The 17,225-nt window shown below is 37.2% G+C and carries 16 protein-coding genes; 8 read left to right on the top strand and 8 right to left on the bottom strand.

Going from position 1 to position 17,225, the window contains the following annotated elements:
* Positions 1-4: 4 nt before the first annotated feature.
* Together C8N28_RS08875 and C8N28_RS08870 are read right to left on the bottom strand one after the other, a co-directional pair.
* Positions 5-3,124 carry a SusC/RagA family TonB-linked outer membrane protein gene (locus C8N28_RS08875; protein WP_132223992.1) on the bottom strand — a complete coding sequence of 1,040 codons (3,120 nt, stop codon included), beginning with the start codon at positions 3,122-3,124 and terminating at the stop codon, positions 5-7.
* A gap of 460 nt (positions 3,125-3,584) precedes the next feature.
* A complete protein-coding gene (locus C8N28_RS08870) occupies positions 3,585-4,004 on the bottom strand; it encodes a hypothetical protein (RefSeq protein ID WP_132223990.1) in 420 nt (139 codons plus the stop codon).
* A 319-nt stretch (positions 4,005-4,323) separates the two neighbouring features.
* Between C8N28_RS08870 and C8N28_RS08865 the strand changes: the two genes are divergently transcribed.
* Positions 4,324-5,073, top strand: coding sequence for a hypothetical protein (locus C8N28_RS08865; protein WP_132223988.1), 750 nt, complete (start codon positions 4,324-4,326; stop codon positions 5,071-5,073).
* Between the two features lie 15 nt (positions 5,074-5,088).
* On the opposite strand, the gene C8N28_RS08860 is transcribed toward C8N28_RS08865, so the two are convergent.
* Positions 5,089-6,240, bottom strand: a complete 1,152-nt coding sequence (locus tag C8N28_RS08860) for a 3-keto-disaccharide hydrolase (RefSeq protein ID WP_132223985.1) — start codon at positions 6,238-6,240, stop codon at positions 5,089-5,091.
* Between the two features lie 620 nt (positions 6,241-6,860).
* Between C8N28_RS08860 and C8N28_RS08855 the strand changes: the two genes are divergently transcribed.
* The 3 genes from C8N28_RS08855 to C8N28_RS08845 are packed head-to-tail and all read left to right on the top strand — an operon-like array spanning position 6,861 to position 8,687.
* Positions 6,861-7,214: a hypothetical protein gene (locus C8N28_RS08855; RefSeq protein ID WP_132223982.1), complete on the top strand. Its 354-nt coding sequence runs from the start codon at positions 6,861-6,863 to the stop codon at positions 7,212-7,214.
* Between the two features lies 1 nt (position 7,215).
* Positions 7,216-7,923, top strand: coding sequence for a peptidylprolyl isomerase (locus tag C8N28_RS08850; protein ID WP_132223979.1), 708 nt, complete (start codon positions 7,216-7,218; stop codon positions 7,921-7,923).
* Entirely contained in the window at positions 7,920-8,687 is a 768-nt protein-coding gene (locus C8N28_RS08845) for an exodeoxyribonuclease III (protein WP_132223977.1), read from the top strand. The genes C8N28_RS08850 and C8N28_RS08845 overlap by 4 nt, the downstream gene beginning before the upstream one ends.
* On the opposite strand, the gene apaG is transcribed toward C8N28_RS08845, so the two are convergent.
* Positions 8,684-9,070: a Co2+/Mg2+ efflux protein ApaG gene (gene apaG, locus C8N28_RS08840; protein WP_132223974.1), complete on the bottom strand. Its 387-nt coding sequence runs from the start codon at positions 9,068-9,070 to the stop codon at positions 8,684-8,686. The two genes, C8N28_RS08845 and apaG, sit on opposite strands and share 4 nt — an antisense overlap.
* 20 nt (positions 9,071-9,090) lie before the next feature.
* Entirely contained in the window at positions 9,091-10,089 is a 999-nt protein-coding gene (dusB, locus tag C8N28_RS08835) for a tRNA dihydrouridine synthase DusB (RefSeq protein ID WP_132223971.1), read from the bottom strand.
* A 38-nt stretch (positions 10,090-10,127) separates the two neighbouring features.
* On the opposite strand from dusB, the gene C8N28_RS08830 reads away from it, so the two are divergent.
* From C8N28_RS08830 to C8N28_RS08820, 3 genes are read left to right on the top strand one after another with little or no spacing between them, the layout of a single operon-like run.
* Positions 10,128-11,099, top strand: a complete 972-nt coding sequence (locus tag C8N28_RS08830) for a CPBP family intramembrane glutamic endopeptidase (RefSeq protein WP_132223968.1) — start codon at positions 10,128-10,130, stop codon at positions 11,097-11,099.
* The gene (locus tag C8N28_RS08825; RefSeq protein WP_132223965.1) at positions 11,099-11,320 is read left to right on the top strand and encodes a putative signal transducing protein; all 222 of its coding nucleotides are present in this window, start codon (positions 11,099-11,101) and stop codon (positions 11,318-11,320) included. The genes C8N28_RS08830 and C8N28_RS08825 overlap by 1 nt, the downstream gene beginning before the upstream one ends.
* Positions 11,317-12,165: a phosphatidate cytidylyltransferase gene (locus C8N28_RS08820; RefSeq protein WP_132223962.1), complete on the top strand. Its 849-nt coding sequence runs from the start codon at positions 11,317-11,319 to the stop codon at positions 12,163-12,165. Before C8N28_RS08825 ends, C8N28_RS08820 begins: the two co-directional genes overlap by 4 nt.
* A 67-nt stretch (positions 12,166-12,232) precedes the next feature.
* Here the strand turns inward: C8N28_RS08820 and C8N28_RS08815 are convergent, their stop codons facing one another.
* Positions 12,233-12,907, bottom strand: a complete 675-nt coding sequence (locus tag C8N28_RS08815; protein ID WP_132223959.1) for a hypothetical protein — start codon at positions 12,905-12,907, stop codon at positions 12,233-12,235.
* Positions 12,908-12,926: 19 nt separating this feature from the next.
* Here C8N28_RS08815 and C8N28_RS08810 point away from each other — a divergent pair, with 19 nt between their 5' ends.
* Positions 12,927-13,598 carry a DUF2461 domain-containing protein gene (locus C8N28_RS08810; protein WP_132223956.1) on the top strand — a complete coding sequence of 224 codons (672 nt, stop codon included), beginning with the start codon at positions 12,927-12,929 and terminating at the stop codon, positions 13,596-13,598.
* Here C8N28_RS08810 and C8N28_RS08805 read toward each other — a convergent pair.
* Positions 13,595-13,807 carry a DUF3820 family protein gene (locus tag C8N28_RS08805; RefSeq protein WP_132223953.1) on the bottom strand — a complete coding sequence of 71 codons (213 nt, stop codon included), beginning with the start codon at positions 13,805-13,807 and terminating at the stop codon, positions 13,595-13,597. The two genes, C8N28_RS08810 and C8N28_RS08805, sit on opposite strands and share 4 nt — an antisense overlap.
* Positions 13,807-17,145, bottom strand: coding sequence for a transcription-repair coupling factor (mfd, locus tag C8N28_RS08800; protein WP_132223950.1), 3,339 nt, complete (start codon positions 17,143-17,145; stop codon positions 13,807-13,809). Before mfd ends, C8N28_RS08805 begins: the two co-directional genes overlap by 1 nt.
* Positions 17,146-17,225: the final 80 nt, after the last annotated feature.

Below are 17,225 nucleotides of genomic sequence, written 5' to 3'. Positions count from 1 at the left end.
TCTTTTAAAACTTTAATCTTAAGTTGAATCCAAATGAACGAGTAGAAGGCATACTATTAAATTCTACACCTTCACCCACACTACCAGCACCAAAGAAATTTAATTCTGGATCAACATGCGGAACATGGCTCTTAATTAACCAAAGGTTTCTACCTTCAACACCAATCTCTATTCCTTTAATTGCGGAAGTATTTTTAAGCAAACTCTGTGGTAAGGCATAACCCAATCTTACTTCTCTTAATTTAATGAAAGAAGCATCAAATAAGTTACCTTGTGTATTATCACTCTTTGCTTCATTTGACCAATACTCTTGGGCACCTGCCACCGGAACTGTATTAGGAACATAAGTGTCACCCTGTAATATCACCCCATCATCTACAAAAGGACCTCTATCACCACCCGTCTCAATCGCCATTCCACCAGTCCTTAAATCAGAAACAGTTCCTGAATAGAATACACCTCCTTGACGAATATCAACCAATGCACTTAAAGATATTCCTTTATAAGAAAATTGGTTATTAATACCCATAGTCCAATCAGGGTAAATACTACCCAAATTTTGGTCAAGAACAGTCGTTTTAAACCCACTATTAGCATCAATAATGTATTTTCCAGAAGCAGGATCTACAGCCCATGCAGAACCATAAATACTGAATGGCTCACCTACTTCAGCTTTAATTTGTAATCCGCTCCATCCACTTGCTAAGCTATATTGTGTTATACCTTCAGTAAGCTCTTCTACAACTTGATTATTCTTTGCAAAGTTTACATTAATATCCCATGCAAAATCACGAGTTTTTACGGGAGTTCCTGTTAACATTAATTCAACACCCTTATTACGAATAGCACCTACGTTAACATATTTACTTCTATATCCAGTAGACGTTGCAATATCAATTGGAATCAATTGATCACGTGTTACAGTATTATAATAGGTAAAATCAACCCCTAATCGGTTACTAAAGAAACGAAGATCAGTACCAATTTCGAATGATTTCTGTCTCTGTGGTTTCAAATTCTCATTCGGCAATATTCTTGGTCCGGTAAAGGCAGTAGTAATAGGGCCAATTGGGAATATATTTGAATTACCAAGGAATTGGAAGAAAACCTGAGAAACCGGAGTGTATTGATAATCTAATTGATAAGCAGTTAAATCACTACCTACAGAAGCCCAGCTTCCTCTCAATTTACCAAAACTTAACCAATCCATGTTGCTGTCCTTAAGCAGCTCAGAAAATATTAAACCTCCACTCACTGAAGGGTAGAAATAAGATCTGTTTGCAACAGGAAGCGTAGAAGACCAGTCATTTCTACCAGTAACATTGGCATATAAGAAGTCTTTATAATTAAAGCCTAAATCTCCATAAACACCTATTATTCTTCGTTTAGAATAAGTTAATGTCGGAGTCTTACTTGCAGCATTAGTATAGTTCCACAATTGATCAATCGTTAAATCAACCGCATCAACATTAGTAGATTCAGAAGTAACCTCATTGATGTTGTTTCCGACAATCAACTTCAAGCTTAAATCTTCATTTACATCACGGTCAACAGTTACAATTAAATCATTGTTAAGTTGTTTGTAAAATAGATCCGTATTTGTAAACTTACCATTAATTGTTCCTGCAGTACCTTTACGTACCACTGTAGATCTCTTTTCAGTATAGATATCACCTCCTAAATTGTTAGAGATGGTAATCCAATCAACTGGTTTGTAAGTAACATTATAAGATCCTACAAAACGATCTACTTTATTTGAACTCTTATTATAGTTAAGAATCCAATAAGGGTTATTACCGTTTTTATCAGTACTCATGAAGATCTGCTCACCGGTAATAGGATCTTCAAAGTTTGCTTTCAATTTATTAATATCAACTACTCTAGGCAAGCTATAGATAGAAGAAGTAATAATATTTGTGTTATTTGAACTTTGAGCCGGGCGGCCATCTGATCCAATATTAGTATACATTCCAGAGAAACGAGATGATACTTTTGGACTAAATTGACGACCTGCATTCACAGTAAAGTTATATTTATCTAAAGTAGACTCAGGAATAATCCCTGATTCATTAATAGCAGAAATACCCAATCTGTAATCAGACTTCTCATCTCCACCAGAGAAACTAATATTATTAATATAAGAAACTCCTGTTTGGAAAAAGTCTTTTACGTTATCAGGGTGAGCTTGTAATTTAACGTCATCACCTAAAAAATCCTTAAATGTCTGATCTTGAACATCTGCTATTTTAGGACCCCATCCATTTTCATATTTCAAACTATATACACCTTGGTTACCCTGTGCATATTCATTTTGAAAATCTGGAAGTATTAAAGGGCTCTCGAAACGAACTGAAGAGTTTACATCAATAGACATTGGTGTATTTCTATTACCCTTTTTAGTTGTGATGATGATCGCTCCATCTTTTGCTCTTGAACCGTATAAAGCAGTTGCAGCAGCACCTTTCAGAACAGTCATTGATTCAATATCATCTGAACCTAAGTCTCCCATACGGTTACCAAAATCCACGGTACCGCCAGTCCCTCCAACAGATGTACTGTTAGATACAGGTACACCATCAACAACAAATAGTACTGAATTCGATTCTAATGAATTGACACCACGAATCACGATTTTTGCAGAACCACCCAAGGTTCCTGAAGTAGAATTGACACGAACCCCAGCAGCTTTACCTGCAAGCGAATTCAAGACATTCGACTCACGAGCAACAGTCAAATCATCCGTCCTAAGTACAGAAGCTGAGTAACCCAAAGATTTGGCCTCTCTTGTAATACCAACAGCCGTTACCACAACTTCTCCTAATTGAGTAGCATCCGAAGCCAGGCTTACATTAATAGCAGTTTGATTTCCGATTGTAACGCTTTGTGTCACAAAGCCAATAAATGAAAAATTGATAGTCGTAGCTGTAGCTGGTACAGATAGACTGTAATGTCCATTGACATCTGTTTGTGTTCCTACAGTGGTGCCGGATACTTGTACTGAAACTCCGGGAAGGGTTGACCCATCCTCTTGTGAAATTACAGTACCACTTACGATCCGTTGTGCGAACGCCGATCCGATCAGCATCATTCCCACCATGAAGAAAGCTAGTAGTTTTTGTTTCATGTGTTTTTGTTTTTGTTAGAAATTTTACTCGATATTATTGTTTTCGATTAAACAATAAGGCTTTAAGAGCTGAGAAATGAAATACGGGATTGCCCAAATACCCTAATTATTCCAAGTGCTCTATATATTAGAATGTAGTTTTTTTCAACTATATATTACCCTCCTTTCATCTTATAAATAAGAAATTCATTCAAAGATAACGATACTATCCTTAAAAGTCTGCAAAGGTATCATTATTATTCAATAATAAATAACATAAACCAATACCTTTAAATAGCTTTATAACAATGATTTTACGTTCCCCCTTTAACACAAGTAAGATCAAATTGTTTTTTAAAATTAAAAAAATGTCGTAAAAAAAAACGACACACCCAAAAGGGTGTGCCGTTTACTGTTGATTTTTACTTATTATGTTGAGATATTTACTTAAATTACTTAAACATTTCGGCTAAAGAAAACCTTACATAGCTGGTGCTGTAACAGATGGAGTCTCTTCAGCTGGTGCTTGATCTGCAGGACTTTGCTCTGTTTGAGTTGGTTGTTCTGCTGGTGCAGCTTCAGTTGCAGAAGCAGCTTCGGCAGCTTCACCGGCTTCGTTTAAACTTACTACTCGGTTTTCATCACCTTTTTGTAGTGAGATTTCATAAGTAACAGCTCCACCAGTTTGAACTGCAAATGCTTCTTTAACAGTCCATCCAGCATAATCATCACCTGCTAATGCTGTTTTAATAGCATCTGGTAAATCTTCTGCTTTTACAGGAGTTTTATCTTGAACATTCATTACAATTGCTGAAGCTACTGGAGTCTTAACTGTTTCTGCATTTACGGTTGCCATTCCGGCGAAAGCCAATACTGCGGCTGATAACATGATCTTTTTCATTTCTATTACTTTTAAATTTAATGTTCTATTAATTTAATTGTAGAAGTATATGGAAAGACTGTGCCAACCACAGCAAATGCCTATAAAAGTGCTAGAAAGCCACTATTTTCAAGAATTGCTCTCATTCTTTGGGGAAGCTGTTCTACAATATGCGGCAAAACTTACTATAAAACCATGTCTCGCTTTTAGAAAATGCTAGAACACAATAACAGAAAAAGCTGCTATTTCTCATTCGGTTTTTTTCAATACTCCCCTTTAGGGGGTGATAAATATTATCTGCCCAAAGTAATTTTGTTGTAATCAACTCAAAATGAAGATTATGAAAACAACAAACTTTAAAATGAAAACAATCTGTGCTATGATTATAGGAATCCTGGCTATAACAGGATGTTCAAAAGACAACTCTGTTGAACCCAATACTCCCGGCTCTGCCGAATATATGATCAGTGAGGCATGGGTTGATGGAAAATTACAACATTCCAGAACCTATGATAACAAGAACAGGCTGAAATCTGTCACGATGTATGAAGATGATAAGGTTATTAGCACATCTGAATATCATTACAATGAAAAAGGATTATTAGTCCAAACAGTCATTGGTCCAAATAATGTGTCAATAATCAATATGGAATACGATGCTTCTGACCGACCGCTTAAAGGAACTACAATTATAGATGGCAAGGTGGTTCAAAATCAGAATTTTACCTATCCTAAGAATCAAACAGTAATTACTTCGGTAGCCGTTGAGGGTGGCACGATTATTCAAACACATAGTTATGACGCGGATGGAAATGTGATTGAAATATTAACCGAAACCGGTTTATTCAAGGTCAAGTCTGAATTTGGAGACTTTGATGATAAACAACCCTTTGATATTTTATATGGACATGAAAATCAAAAACACAATCCGCGCTATGAAAAAGAAACTTGGTCTACAGGCGAAGTAACCGAATCGATATATGAATATAAATACAACGATGCTGGTTACATTATAGAGAGCAGCAAAATAAACAAAAAAACGAATACGCTGATCGAAAAGGTAGTGTATAAATTAATAAAGAAGAATTAGCATCGTATAGCAGAATCACACCCCATTATTGGGGATGTGATTCTTGAAGGTATGAGTTTTTACCTGCTTCGAAACCAATGTTATCTCAAATTCTGAAACAGGTCCATACACAGTTTCTAATTTTAGTTTTACATTATTATTTAAAGTACTTCCAGGTTTCAAAGAAGCTTGCAGATTTAAACTTTCACCTTTTTTAACAAGAAGAGGAAATGTAGGCAATTTAATATTAAATTGATCAATGTCTTTACCCAACAACTCAACCGCAATAATTTCTACAGACTCTCCATTATTAGTTATTTTAAAGTTTTGGATCTTATCGGCTGTTACATCAATCTGTGCTTTGTCGCTTATAAAAACTGGCTTTCCCGACTTAACTGAAGCGATATCACGAAGTTCTATATTTCTAAGATAATGCTCTCCGCTTTCACTTTGAAATTGAATACGACCACTCGTTACTTGCTCGTGTAAGTCTGTACGGAAAATATTATATATCCTGTTAACTACAAACCCGTTGATAATAAAAACTGCATCTGATCCATGTGCCACCAATTCACCGGTAGTCCATTCACCGTAAGGACTTTCGAAGTTTCCAGAACGAAAAACACGATTAGTAGAAGTCATAAATGGAGCAAAAGGATCATATTGCTGTACATCCTGGCCTTCCGGAGTTTTCGTTTTTGACAACTGAAATACCGGAATACCAGCACCAACATTATGAGCATCGCCCATATCTCCCTCCTGTATTTGCAGTTCCATACTTCGCATCCAACTTTTAGATCCAAAATCATATGGTTCAGAAGAATGAAATAATAAGCCTCCATCGCGTTTCGCATTTTCTCTAGGAGGCCATCTCTTTTCACCCCATTTTATTTGAAAACGGATATGGTAATTGGAAAAACTTTCTTTGGTAGCTATTCCACCCCAATCCTGACCTGAAATTCGTAAAGTGCCATCCACAACACTAAACACTTGATTAGGATCATTATTTAACCCAATGGGAGTTTTATCAGCAGATTGAGGCGATGCTCTCAAGTAAGTGTCCCAATTCTTTAAATCTTTCCCATTAAAAAGAGATCTCCACTTAGCTTCTTGAGCAAATGTTACAGTTGAAAGTAACGTAAAAAGGAACAGCAATACTGTAATTTTTCTTAAATAAATAATTTTCATTGGTTTGAGGGTTTATTTGTGACTATCCTGAAAAGAAAATTCTTCAAGATAGAATAAACTAATATATAAAAAAACCAATTCGTCTGTAACTGCTTTTATACAAATAAAGTAAAATTTATAGTGTCCATTCTTAAAAAAGTATACACCTCAAAGTATACATTTAGAAGAAGGTACATGAACAAAAAGAAAAGGAAACTTGCTTCTAACTGAATTTAATCAAACAGTGGTCAAACAGTGGTTGAACAGTGGTTAAACAGTCCTCAAGCAGTGGTAGAAGGACTGCTTAACTACTGTACATCTACTATTCTTTGAATGTTTGATGATTGTATGCTGCAAATAAGTTTTAGATAATTTCTTATCAAAACAAAAGGAGGTTATTTCTCAACAACCTCCTTTCCAGATACTAAAACAAACTATACTTAATAAAGATTTTTTAAGTGAATCTTCCTAACACGGTTAAACTACTAAATGAAAAATCTGTGCCATAAATCATATACCTCGTAAAAGCTTATAGAGGTCGCCATTTTAGTCGATAACAATGCTTTTCCGTGGATACCGATGTGTACAATTTCCCCGTTTTGACGCTTCAAACCACAATTCAAAATCAGTATATTTGTGAAATGAATATAGCAACCGTAAACAAAAGGTGGCCCGAACTCCAAATGAAAATAGTAGAGGATTTCGATGTTGATACACCAGATATACAAAGCTTCCTGTTTTTAATTGGCATTCAGGAGCTAGGTCAAGGACCAAAAAAATTCAGTAAGAGAGAAAAAGAGGAATTGATGCATATTGCAAATTGCAAACTCTTTAGTGCAATGGGTTTCTATGAATTAGAAGGGTTGGATCAAGATGGCTGGCCGCATTGGACGTTAGTGAAAACCATACCCAATTATACTATTTTAGAGCAGGAAATGATTATGAAATCATTGATCATCAACTACTTTGATGAAATGGAACTTGATAATATATAGTATGCTAAAGAAATTAAGTATTTTATTGATCGTAAGCTTACTGTCCTTTTCGTCTTGGGCTGCACAGCCCAGGAACGAGTATGTGCGCATTCGTACAGATTATGGTGTATCCATTATTAAGCTGTATAACGAAACACCACTTCATCGGGATAATTTTATAAAGCTGGTTAAGGAAGGTTTTTATAACGGATTACTTTTCCATCGCATTATTAAAGACTTTATGATCCAGGGTGGTGACCCCGACTCAAGGAATGCTGTGAAAGGTGCAGAATTGGGTGAAGGAGATTTAGGCTATACTATTCCGGCAGAGTTTCGTGATAGTTTGTTTCATAAAAAGGGGGCATTGGCAGCAGCTCGCGATGAGAATCCTGATAAGGCATCTAGCGCAGCGCAGTTCTTTATTGTTGAAGGTGAAACCTTTACAGATGGCGCTTTAGACAGTTTAGAAACCTTGCGGATGGAAGGAAGAAAAATACCGGCCTATCAACGTGAGGTATATAAAACCATTGGAGGGGTTCCATACCTCGATCAAAGATATACAGTTTTTGGCGAGGTTGTAGAAGGAATGGATATGTTTGATAAATTGGAGAATGTAGCTACTGATTCAAATGACAGGCCTTTGGTAGACCAAAAAATGGAAGTTACTATGTTAAAACGCGGAGAAGTACGTCGTTTGGAAAAAGAGTTGGCAAAAGCAAAAGAATCATGAAGATAGTTACTTATAATGTAAATGGTATCCGGGCAGCTATGCGCAAAGATTGGTTGGCTTGGGTAAAAGCAACCGATGCAGATGTAATTTGCTTGCAAGAAATCAAGGCTTCTCCTGATCAATTGGTGGATCTGTTGCTAATTGAGCAATTAGGCTATGAGCATTATTGGTATCCTGCAGAAAAGAAAGGTTACAGTGGTACGGCTATTCTGACCAGAAAAAGTCCGAAGCATGTTGAATATGGCTGTGGTGAAAGCGATTATGATAAAGAAGGAAGGATAATTAGGGCAGATTTTGATGAATTCTCTGTTATTAGTGCTTATTTCCCTTCTGGTTCAAGTGGAGATCTGCGTCAGGAATTTAAGTATCGCTTTTTAGATGACTTTCAACAATATAGCAATAAGCTATTAACTGATATTCCTAACCTGATTGTTTCAGGTGATTATAATATTTGTCACCGGGCAATTGATATTCATAATCCTAAATCGAATGCAAATTCTTCTGGGTTCTTACCTCAAGAACGCGAATGGATGGAAGGTTTTATTAGTTCGGGGTATGTAGATTCTTTCCGGTTTTTAAACCCCGATCCACATCATTATACCTGGTGGAGCTATCGGGCAAATGCGCGAGCTAAGAATTTAGGCTGGCGTATTGATTATAATATGGTGAGCCAACAATTGAGTGATAAAATTAAGCGATCGGTAATTTTAAAAGATGCTTTGCATTCAGACCATTGTCCGGTACTTTTAGAAATGTCTTTCTAATTCATTCGGAAAGGAGCAACCAAATCAAAGCGTGGGATGTTGACATCAAACACAGTTCCGTCTATTTCACGAAGCATTTGATAGCTTCCTTCCATATAACCCATCTCACTCTTTAGATTACATCCCGATACATAATCGTGCTGTTCGCCTGGCGGGATAATAGGTTGAAGACCTACCACTCCTTCACCATCTATTTCGCGCTTGGTTCCACTAGAGTCATAGATAAGCCAGTGTCTGCGTAATAACTGAATGCTGTGCGGACCTAAATTCTCGATTGTAATGTGATAGGCAAACATAAAATGGTCGTTCCCCGGATTTGAGTATTCCGATTGGTAAACTGTTTCTACAGTAACTTTAACACCATCTGTAATTTGTGTAATCATTCATTGCAATTTTTACCAAGTTAATAAATGGCTTCCAAATTAGCAAAATTAGATTCTATCTCACTCAAAACCTCTTCAATATCTGAAAGCTGATCAAGCTTAACCAATTTCATGCGGTATTCTTTAAAATGAGGAATGCCTTTGAAATAATTGGCATAATGACGGCGCATTTCAAAAATACCAGTTTTGGGGCCTTTCCATTCAATGGATTTTTGAAGATGGATACGACAGGTATCAACCCGTTCGGTAATAGTTGGTTCTGCTAAACGCTCGCCCGTATTGAAAAAATGCTTGATCTCACGAAATATCCAAGGGTAACCGATGGATGCCCGCCCAATCATAATGCCATCTACCTCATACTCCATTCTCCAGGCTGCTGCTTTTTCTAAGCTGTCGATATCACCGTTACCAAAAATAGGGATCTTAATGCGCGGATTGCGTTTAACATCACGGATCATGGACCAATCTGCCTGCCCTTTATACATTTGTGCACGCGTGCGGCCATGAATACTCAATGCCTGGATACCAATATCTTGTAATCGCTCAGCAACCTCATCAACATTTTTAGTATTATCATCCCAGCCTAAGCGGGTTTTAACAGTAACTGGTAAATGGGTTGATTCTATCACGGCTTTTGTCATAGCAACCATCTTATCAATATCTTGTAAGAGGCTAGCACCAGCACCGCGACAAGCTACCTGTTTTACCGGGCATCCGTAATTGATATCGATTAAATCTGGGCCGGCCTGACTGGCGATTGCAGTGGCCTCGCGCATAGTTTCTATCTCGCTTCCAAAGATTTGAATACCGATAGGGCGTTCGTATTCGAAGATATCTAACTTTTGACGGCTCTTGGCAGCATCGCGAATAAGTCCCTCAGAAGAAATAAACTCTGTATACATCATATCCACCCCGTTTTGTTTACAAACAAAGCGAAAAGGTGGATCACTTACATCTTCCATTGGTGCTAACAACAATGGAAACTCTCCTAAATCTATATTTCCAATCTTAACAGACATTCCCTATCTTGAGCCAGATTTTTTTAATCTCTAAAACAATGTCGCAAATTTACGAAAATTCAGAAGGCTTTACCTACAAATATCCTGAAAATCACCCGATAGTGTCTTTAATCTATCTATTGCTGCTTATTGTGGTGTCTTCTTTGGTATTTTCGCTACTGGCTTTTTTGATCGGAGTTGTTTTATACGGACCAGGATTATTAGGAAACCTAACCAGTTTAATGACCGGAGATACCAGTACAGGTCTGAATTTTCTTAAACTTTTCCAAACCTTATCAAGCATAGGAACATTTGTTATACCGGCTTTGCTTTTAAAATATATTGAAAGAAATAGAACTCAATACTTGAATTTCTCCATCCCTAATCCGAAACGGCTTATGATCATTGCCGTCGTGATTATGTTGGTATCCAGTCCCTTTCTTGAACTTACTTCTCTTGTAAACCAACAAATGCAATTGCCAGATTTTCTATCTGATATGGAAAATTGGATGAAGGATAAGGAGCTAGAGATGAAACAATTAACTGAGAAGCTCTTGTTTACAAGCTCTATTTCGGGTTTACTGTTTAACCTCTTTATGATTGCTTTAATTCCGGGGATCGGAGAGGAATTAATTTTCAGAGGTTGTTTGCAGCCTATATTTCATCGATGGACAAATAACATTCATGTTGCTATATGGATTTCAGCCATCCTTTTTAGTGCCATTCATATTCAATTTTATGGTTTTATACCACGTATGTTAATGGGTGCCGTATTTGGATATATGCTTTATTGGGGCAAAAGTATCTGGCTACCTATAATTGCTCACTTTATAAACAATGCCGCCGCGGTTATTTATACCTTTGTCATGTTGAAACAAGGTAAAAGCTTTGAAGAGATTAACAATGAAGGAATCCCTCACTGGAGCTTTTATATTGTTAGTGCTTTCTTTCTTGCATTTTTTATCTACCGATTCTGGAAATTAAGTAAAACACAAAACATAGAAACGAATACAATTCAAAACCTATCCTAATGGAAAAAGACTGGAAAAAGATTTACGTAACAACTGATTTCTTTCGGATCGAACTGATACGTCAGGCTTTGGATGAAAACAATATTGCTGCAGTAATTATGAATAAGCAAGATTCATCATATCGTTTCGGGCAAATTGAACTTTATACACACGATGATGATGAGGCTGCGGCCCTGGCAATCATTGAGGAGATGTCAGAACCAGGAACCGAAACAGAATGAAAACAAGAGCGATAACCGGAGTTTTATTTGTAATCGTCATGGTGGCGTCTACCCTTTTGGGACCCTGGGTATTTGCTGTTTTCTTTTTCTTGGTCAGCTTATTTGGCCTCGATGAGTTCTATCGCATTATCAATACCGCTGGAGGGAATAGCTTAAAAGGAGATAAAACAGGATCTGTGCAAGCTAACCGCTGGGCAGGTCTTGCTTTGAGTGCTGTTTTATTTATTACCTTAGTTTTAATCCATTTACGCGGAGCTTCATTTTCCATATTGTTATATAGCATTCCTTTTATAACACTGATATTCTGGTTGGAGCTATTTCGAAAACAAGAAAACCCCTTTAGCAATATTGCGTTCACTTTTTTGGGGATAATCTTTGCTGTATTACCTTTTCTATTCTTTTTTCAACTGGGTTTTATAGAAGGAGCTTATAACTTCCAATATCCTTTGGGTTTTCTAATTATGCTATGGGCAAGCGATACAGGAGCCTATCTGGCTGGAAATGCTTTTGGGAAAACTAAATTATTTGAGCGTCATTCACCCAAGAAAACATGGGAAGGAGCTTTAGGCGGTTTAATTATTAGTGGTATTGCTTCTTTTATTCTTTCACGCTTTTACATAGGGATTGCACCTTGGCAATGGTTGGTTAGTTCGATGATTATTGTAGTTTTTGGTACCTATGGCGATTTGGTTGAATCCATGCTAAAGAGGAGCTACAACATCAAAGATTCTGGGAATATTTTACCAGGACACGGTGGTTTACTGGATCGCTTTGATGGTTTGCTTTTAGCAGCACCGCTGGTTTATCTGTTTCTGGAACTGACGAAGGGACTATTAGAACTCTAGAAAAAATATTTCAGGAACTTGCAGATAACCCACAAAAAGGTATTGGTAGACCAGAAGTTGTAGCTAACTAATTTAATGGGCTGTAGTGAAAACCTTTGCCTTTTTTAATAACAGAAAGGTCAGAGAAGAACCGGAATTCTTTATCGCGGTAAAAGGGATTCTTATCACCTAAGCCCTGACGTTTCGTTCTAAATAAAGGGATTGAAAGAGGCTTCTCACGCGGAACCCATCTGATTACTGAATCTTTTCGAAAGGCCATGCCCTCTTCCAAATTAAAAGCAAGTTTCTGAATTCCTTCTGGATCATTGGCTGCATCTAATACATAGGAAACCACATTCGATGGCCCGGAGATAACCTTTCCATCGTATTCTCTTTTTACAGAACGAATTAATAAACCGCCATAGGCTTCATGTGCACCACTGCCATAGGTTAAATCAAGCCCTCTGCGCGTATGGGTATATTTCTCAATTCCAATAAAACGGTGGAAATACCAGGAGCCTGTAACAGACATTTTTGCAACAACCCGATTGGGATATTGAAAGGCGTGGGAATATGGATCGGGATGAATATTCTTCTGATAGAAATAAAATTCTAGTTCAAGAACTTCAAAATCTGTGTCTCCTGCAACAAGCTTATAATCTAAAAGAATTAACTTAGCGGCTGTAACGAACCCTTCTTCAACTTCAATTGTGCTTGTTGAGTCAATGGCTGTTGAAGAAAGCACGTGGTGTAAATGATCCATGAATTAAACTTATATAAAAATGAACGTTCCGTCAAGTACTTTCGACTTTTTAAGAGCTTTAAAAGAAAATAACAATCGAGAATGGTTTCAAGATAATAAAGAAACCTATGAAAGAGCCCGACAGAATTTCATTGAATTCGCCCAGCTTATTTTAACAGGTTTATCGAGTATTGACAAACGGGTTCCGGAAGATATGCCTGTTTCGAAATGTGTATTTAGGATTTATAGGGATATCCGATTTAGCAAAGATAAAACACCCTATAAGGATTATTTTTCTTCTGCCTATTCTACTCATGGAAGAACCACCAATTTACCGGGTTATTATGTTCATATTCAACCTGGAAAAAGTTTTGTTACTGCCGGATTATGGCATCCGGATAAAGAAGAGCTAGCAGCAATCCGCCAGGAAATAGATTATAATAGTGAGAAGTTTAATGCTATCATCAACGACCCTACTTTTAAAAGCACGGTTACTCTTGATCAAGAGGATAAATTAAAGAAAGCACCAAGTGGTTATCTTGTTGATCATCCTGATATTGAATTTTTACGACTAAAAAGCTTTACGGCAAGCCATTTCATTGAAGACAAAGTTTTACTAAGCAACCGCGCTGACGAAGAAATATTGAAGATCTTTTCAGGACTACAACCCTTTTTGGAATTTCTTTATGAAGCGGTTGATCAGGAAGATTAACGTTTTTTTAAGGGATCAAGCAGGTATTCTAAGCCATTTAGCTTAATTTCATACATGGTGCCTAATAAGATTCCCAGCTTTCCGGGAGGGAAACCTTGTGAATGAAACCAGACGAGATAAGACTCTGGCAAATTGCAGATATAGCGATCTTTGTATTTGCCAAAGGGCATAGTGGTTTTGACCAGTGCGAGAAGAATTTCAGAGTCCATTAAATAGCGAGTTCTTGTAATATATCAATGGCTTGTTTAATGGTATAAATGCGCTCAAAGCCAATACGCAAAGTGCCTTTCACTTCTTTTAGATTGCAGATAGAAGGATTGTTTCGTACAAATTCTAATACCTTGCCGAAACGATCACTCTCAAAATATGGAGATTGTTTATCACTTACAAAATAACCACGTAATACATTCTTCTTATAGGATATCTTTTCAAAGCCAATAGATTTTCCATACCATTGCAAACGTAAAGTATTAAAAAGCTCGTTTACCTCGGCTGGTAAAGGGCCGAAACGATCGAGAAGCTGTTGTTGAAAAGCAAGCAATTGTTCTTCATTTTCTAAGTTAGAAAGCTCTGAATACAAATTGTATCGTTCGGTAATATTGGTAACATAATCGCTTGGAATGTGGACTTCTAAATCGGTATCTACCTGGGTGAAACTAACAAAGGCTCTTGGTTTTTCATCTTTAAATAAGCCAACAAATTCTTCGTCCTTTAACTCCTGAATGGCTTCATCCAGAATCTTGTGATACATCTCAAACCCAATCTCTGCAATAAAACCACTCTGCTCGGCACCCAATAAATTACCACTTCCCCGGATATCCAAATCACGCATAGCTACATTAAAACCACTTCCTAATTCAGAGAACTCTTCAATAGCACTCAATCGCTTGCGCGCTTCGCTTGTAAGGGTAGACAAAGGAGGGCTTAATAAATAACAGAAGGCCTTTTTATTGGAACGACCAACACGCCCACGCATTTGGTGCAGATCACTTAAACCAAACATATGCGCATGGTTGATGATAATGGTATTTGCATTAGGAATATCTAGCCCTGCCTCAATAATAGTTGTGGCAACCAGTACATCGAAATCATGGTTGATGAACTTGAGCATTACATCTTCCAGCTTATCTCCTTCTAATTGCCCGTGTGCTACTCCAATCCGCGCATGTGGCACTAATTTCTTTATCAGTCCACCCAGCTGTTCCAAATCATTTACACGGTTATGAATAAAGAATACTTGTCCGGATCTTTCTAATTCATAAGAAACTGCCTCTTGAATTAACGTTTCATTGAAAACATGAAGCTCTGTTTGTACAGATTGCCGGTTTGGCGGAGGGGTGCTGATAATGCTTAGATCGCGTGCACCCATTAATGAAAAATGAAGTGTACGAGGAATGGGAGTTGCCGTTAATGTTAAGGTATCCACGTTTGCACGCATCTGCTTTAGCTTCTCTTTGACAGATACACCAAATTTTTGCTCTTCATCAATAATTAACAAACCGAGATCTTTGAACTTAACATCTTTACTAACCAAACGGTGAGTACCGATAATAATATCAACCTTTCCTTCTGATAATTTGGCTAAGGTTTCCTTGATCTGCTTTGAGGTTTTAAAGCGGTTAATATAATCTACCGTAACCGGAAAATCTTTCAATCGATCTATAAAGGTTCGATAATGCTGTGAGGCTAAAATGGTTGTTGGAACTAAAATGGCGACTTGCTTACTGTCTGCCACAGCCTTAAAGGCAGCACGAATAGCGACCTCGGTCTTTCCAAAGCCCACATCTCCACAAACTAGCCTATCCATCGGATGCGGCGATTCCATATCTCTCTTTACATCAATGGTCGCTTTTTCCTGATCGGGGGTATCTTCATAAATGAAAGATGCTTCCAGCTCATTTTGAAGATAGGTATCTGGAGGAAATGCATTTCCTGTTTCAGCTTTTCGCAGTGCATAAAGCTTAATCAGGTCACGGGCAATGTCCTTAACTTTTTTTTTAGTAGTTTTTTTTAGCTTCTCCCAGGTATCGGTTCCTAATTTATTCATTTTAGGCACAGTACCTTCTTTACCAGAATATTTTGAGATCCGGTTTAAGGAATTGATATTGACATACAATAAATCGTTATCGGCATATACCAAACGAATCATTTCCTGAGCCTTACCATTCACCTCAATCTTTTCGAGCCCGGCATATTTACCCACACCATGATCAATATGGGTAATGTAATCGCCTGCTTTTAAATCACGTAATTCTTTTAGGGTAATCGCTTGCGAACGTGTATAACCTTTTTTTAACTTGTATTTGTAGTAACGATCGAATATCTGATGATCGGTATAGGCGCGGATTTTCAGACTATCGTCTACAAATCCTTGTCGCAAGGCAATGTTAATGGGTGTAAAAGTGACCGATTTATCCAGATCTTCTATAATTGAGAAGAGCCGCTCGGTTTGCTTTACTGAATCGCTGAATATATAATTTTGAAAAGAAGCTTCTTTACTTTCTTTTAAATGATGGATTAGCAGATTGAAATCTTTATTAAAAGAAGGTTGAGGTTTTTGTTCAAAATGGATGGTTTCATTAGCTGTATAAAAGAATTGCTTTCCGAACTCAATAATCGGAAATTCCTGAACGAGGTCTGCAATTAACTTCTCTGTCGTAAAACTGAACTTAGGGTCAATCCATTCAGGATTATGCTCTTTCTCCTGATCAGAAAGTGCCTGCCATAGTGCAGTTGCTTTCTTGTAACCAGTTTTTATTATATCTAATGTAAACTGTACATCTTTAAACCAAAGCACAGAATCTTTATCAATATACTCTAAAATGGAGATGTTGCTTTCTGTTAGAAATTTGGCTTGTACATTGGGCAAAATAGTGACCGTATGAATCTTGCTGACAGAAAGTTGGCTTTCTATATCAAATGTGCGGATGCTTTCAATGGTATCTCCAAAGAATTCAATTCGATAGGGTAGGTCGTTAGAGAATGAAAAGATATCAACAATGCCACCACGAATAGCAAATTGACCTGGTTCATAAACAAAATCTACCCGATCAAAATCATATTCTATCAGGAATTCATTAATGAAGTCAATATTAACTTGTGTATCCTGCTTTATTTCTAATGTGTTTTTAACAAGCTCATTACGATTAATTACTTTCTCGGCCAAAGCCTCTGGATAAGTAACTACTAATCTTGGAAATTCGCTGGCATGGTTTAACGAGTTCAACGTTTCGGCACGCTGTAAAACCTGTGCACTATCTATTTGTGTAAAATCAAATGGTTTACGGAAAGAAGATGGAAAGAAAAGTAAGCCTCTATCCAATATATTTTCCATATCGCTCAAAAAGAAGGAGGCTTCTTCATGGTCTGGAAGGATAAACAAGTAAGGTCTTTCTTGAATCTGATAGGAGCTAATAGCTACCATAGCATTTGCCGAGCCAATTAACCCTTTTAATGCTATTTTAGGATTAGGCGCATGTAAAGCTTTCACCAGAGCTTCTACACTGGCATTACTTTTAAATTGTTTTAAGATACTGGCTATATTCACGTTTGATGCAAAGATAGTTATCTTCACAAGAAATAGAGAGATAGAAATCAATAATTACAATTTCTATCTCTCTATGGAAT

The sequence above is a fragment of the Albibacterium bauzanense genome (assembly GCF_004339765.1).
Taxonomy (GTDB): Bacteria; Bacteroidota; Bacteroidia; order Sphingobacteriales; family Sphingobacteriaceae; genus Albibacterium; species Albibacterium bauzanense.
This window is presented reverse-complemented; position numbering and strand designations above follow the sequence as displayed.